We start from the raw sequence: 2,952 nt of genomic DNA on the forward strand, positions 1-2,952 counted from the left end.
TGGCTGTGTCATTGATTCCTTAATATGTAAAATAAAACATTATTATGATGATATAGATTGAGTTAAAATGAGAATCGTAGATATGACTTCTCATATCAAGAATACACATATGACAGATGATGAAATCATTATTCTAGATCCTCGTGGAACAGATTGTGATAGAACACTTGGACAGAAGATTTTTAGAACTCAATCTGTCTATGAAGGTATAAGAAGTGAATTCAAGACACTCATTGAGAAGATGATCTCTATTGCTGGAGATAATCATATTAATGTCCTTATTGCCTCTGGTATAGTAGGGGGTACAGGTGGAGGAATATTTGTAGACTTCACTTATATGATTCATGATTTATTCAAGGAATGTCATCATAAGAACTATAGTATTTGTGCTTATATGTTTGATGCACAAAGCAATGATGATCAAGAAGAAAAGAATCATCGTATGAAACTCAATGGTCAGGCTGCTTTAAAAGAATTACAACATCATATGAACATTACAACACATGATCATCTTTATCAGACTACAATTGGACAAAGAGAAATTACCTGCAGAAAAACACTTTTTGAAGAATATAAACATATTTCTTTTTGTCTAGAAGATGATGTAAAGCTAGATGATCTCAAGAAGCGTATGAGTACTTTAATGATTGAAGAATTCTTATACTAAATCAGAACGACTATACAATGCTTTTCCAATAATTTCTACAGGAAGACTTTCTACCTCTTCCTGAGAATAATAACGTACATCAACAGAAGGGTTCGCTGGTTCTAGAATCAGTAATCCTTCTTTTTTTATAACCTTTTTGACTGTTACTTCACAACGATTAATTAATACGACCGCAATTGTCCCACTTGGTACATCATTACATTTTTTTACATATAATAAATCTCCATCATGAATATGAGCCCCTGACATAGAATCTCCCACAACACGTAAAAAGAAATCCCCACGATAATAATCATCCTGAGTCACTTGTTCATATCCTTCAAAATTCTCATCAATGAGTAAATCATACCCTGCCTTGACTTCACCTAGTACTGGCTTTTCATAACGTTCCTCACCATTAATAAGTGATTCTACGTCTACACCTAATATAAAAGAGAGCTTCTCTATCACTTCAGGGTTAGTTACCTTTGTATCACCCTTTAACCATCTTGTTACAGTAGAACGGTTCACACCTAATTGACTCGCAATATATTCATTAGATACACCCATCTTTTCCTTGTATCTCTTTAGATATTCTTTAAAATTCATCTTCTCCACCTCTTTTTAGGCATTATACAACATAATACAATTTGGTGCAAACAAATGCGTCATTCATTGTACTTACAGAATCATTTTGGTGCAAAACTATTTGATATATGCACCATAGATAACTATAATAAGACTAACAGGAAGGAGAAATAATGATGAAAAAAGTATATTTATGTATAGATTTAAAAACCTTCTTTGCCTCAGTTGAATGTAGTGAAAGACATCTTGATCCCTTTAAAACCAATCTTGTAGTGGCAGATCCTACTAGAGGTAATGGAGCACTCTGTCTTGCGATTACACCTCAAATGAAAAGTATGGGAATTCATAATCGCTGTCGTATATTTGAAATACCCAAGGGTGTTGAATATATTACTGCAATGCCCCGTATGCATCTTTATATGGAGTATTCAGCCCGTATTTATCGTATCTATTGTCGTTATGTCTCACCTGATGATATTCATGTTTACTCTATTGATGAATGTTTTATTGATATCACATCTTATATGCATCTTTATCATAAGAGTGCGAAGGAGTTTGCGAAGATGTTGATGCAGGCTGTATTTGCAGATACACATATTACTGCCACATGTGGCATAGGAACCAATCTCTATCTTGCGAAAGTCGCTCTTGATATCATCTCTAAGCATACAAAAGAAAATATTGGGATATTAGATGAAGAAAGGTATCAGAAATACTTATGGCATCATTTATCTATCAGTGATTTCTGGCATATGGGAAGTGGAACAGCCAATCGTTTATTAAAACTTGGTGCTGTGGATATGCATGGGATAACCCAGATTCCTGAAGAGATTCTTTATAAAGAGTTTGGTATAAATGCAGAATATATTATTGATCATGCCTGGGGGGAGAGAACCTGCTACGATTGCCTCTATTAAGAAGTATCGTCCTAAGAATGAATCTATTAATAATTCACAGGTTCTCTTTTCTGATTATGAATATGAGGATGCAATACTCGTTGTAAAGGAAATGGTAGAACTCAATGTTTTAAGACTTGTCGAATCACGTCTTGTCACAAATCATATAAGCTTATATATTGGTTATTCACGTACAGATGGGGGAGGATGGGCAGGAGGCTCTAGAAAGCTGACAGTTAGAACCAATTCATTGAGTGTTCTGATGGATGCCTTTATATCTCTTTATCATCTAAAAGTCCAAAAGGGAAGACTCATTAGACAAATCTCTATATCCTTTAACGATGTCTTAGATGAGTCCTATGAATCTTATGACTTATTTAGTGATATAGAAGCATTAGAAGAAGAAAAGAAGCTCCAGAAAGCTATTGTCTCTATACGTCATAAGTATGGGAAGAATGCGATATTAAAGCTTATGAACAAACAAGAGAAAGCTACTACAGAAAAAAGAAATACATTAATAGGAGGTCATAATGCATAAGAAGGTTGATCGTGCACGCTTATTTTTAAGCTTTGATGCCTTAAAAGGATTTAAAGAACTACTTCAAGAAGATACTACAATACCTAGAAAAGAACTATGTGAAGACCGATATTATGAACTTGACTGGAAGATACACCAAATTCAAGAAGGAGATGAAGTAGAACTTGTCTATTACACAGGGTCTTCTTATTCTAAAATAAGAGGAACAATACAAATAGTGAATCTCAATGATCACTATATTTATATCAATAACCATAAAATACAGCTTAAAAATATCTTTTCAC

5 protein-coding genes are annotated in these 2,952 nt (G+C 33.8%); 4 read left to right on the forward strand and 1 reads right to left on the reverse strand.

Annotated features, from left to right (window positions below; all coding sequences use genetic code 11):
• Window positions 1-67: 67 nt before the first annotated feature.
• Window positions 68-667: a tubulin-like doman-containing protein gene (locus tag ACT8VG_RS09395; RefSeq protein WP_444195714.1), complete on the forward strand. Its 600-nt coding sequence runs from the start codon at window positions 68-70 to the stop codon at window positions 665-667.
• Here the strand turns inward: ACT8VG_RS09395 and ACT8VG_RS09400 are convergent.
• Window positions 659-1,255 carry a LexA family protein gene (locus ACT8VG_RS09400; RefSeq protein ID WP_432272658.1) on the reverse strand — a complete coding sequence of 199 codons (597 nt, stop codon included), beginning with the start codon at window positions 1,253-1,255 and terminating at the stop codon, window positions 659-661. The two genes, ACT8VG_RS09395 and ACT8VG_RS09400, sit on opposite strands and share 9 nt — an antisense overlap.
• Window positions 1,256-1,410: 155 nt before the next feature.
• Between ACT8VG_RS09400 and ACT8VG_RS09405 the strand changes: the two genes are divergently transcribed.
• From ACT8VG_RS09405 to ACT8VG_RS09415, 3 genes are all read left to right on the forward strand, one after another.
• The gene (locus ACT8VG_RS09405; protein ID WP_444195715.1) at window positions 1,411-2,151 is read left to right on the forward strand and encodes a Y-family DNA polymerase; all 741 of its coding nucleotides are present in this window, start codon (window positions 1,411-1,413) and stop codon (window positions 2,149-2,151) included.
• Window positions 2,111-2,668, forward strand: coding sequence for a DinB/UmuC family translesion DNA polymerase (locus ACT8VG_RS09410; protein WP_444195716.1), 558 nt, complete (start codon window positions 2,111-2,113; stop codon window positions 2,666-2,668). The genes ACT8VG_RS09405 and ACT8VG_RS09410 overlap by 41 nt, the downstream gene beginning before the upstream one ends.
• Window positions 2,661-2,952: YolD-like family protein (locus ACT8VG_RS09415; RefSeq protein WP_444195717.1), on the forward strand; the 292-nt coding region annotated here is incomplete at its 3' end. The genes ACT8VG_RS09410 and ACT8VG_RS09415, both read left to right, overlap by 8 nt.

It is taken from the genome of Catenibacterium sp. (genome assembly GCF_052354645.1).
GTDB classification, from domain to species: domain Bacteria; phylum Bacillota_I; class Bacilli_A; order Erysipelotrichales; family Coprobacillaceae; genus Catenibacterium; species Catenibacterium mitsuoka_A.

Coding starts and splice junctions, on each gene's coding strand:
- ACT8VG_RS09395 (WP_444195714.1), top strand. CDS start 68: ATGAGAATCGTAGATATGACTTCTCATATCAAGAATACACATATGACA.
- ACT8VG_RS09410 (WP_444195716.1), top strand. CDS start 2,111: ATGCCTGGGGGGAGAGAACCTGCTACGATTGCCTCTATTAAGAAGTAT.
- ACT8VG_RS09405 (WP_444195715.1), top strand. CDS start 1,411: ATGAAAAAAGTATATTTATGTATAGATTTAAAAACCTTCTTTGCCTCA.
- ACT8VG_RS09400 (WP_432272658.1), bottom strand. CDS start 1,255: ATGAATTTTAAAGAATATCTAAAGAGATACAAGGAAAAGATGGGTGTA.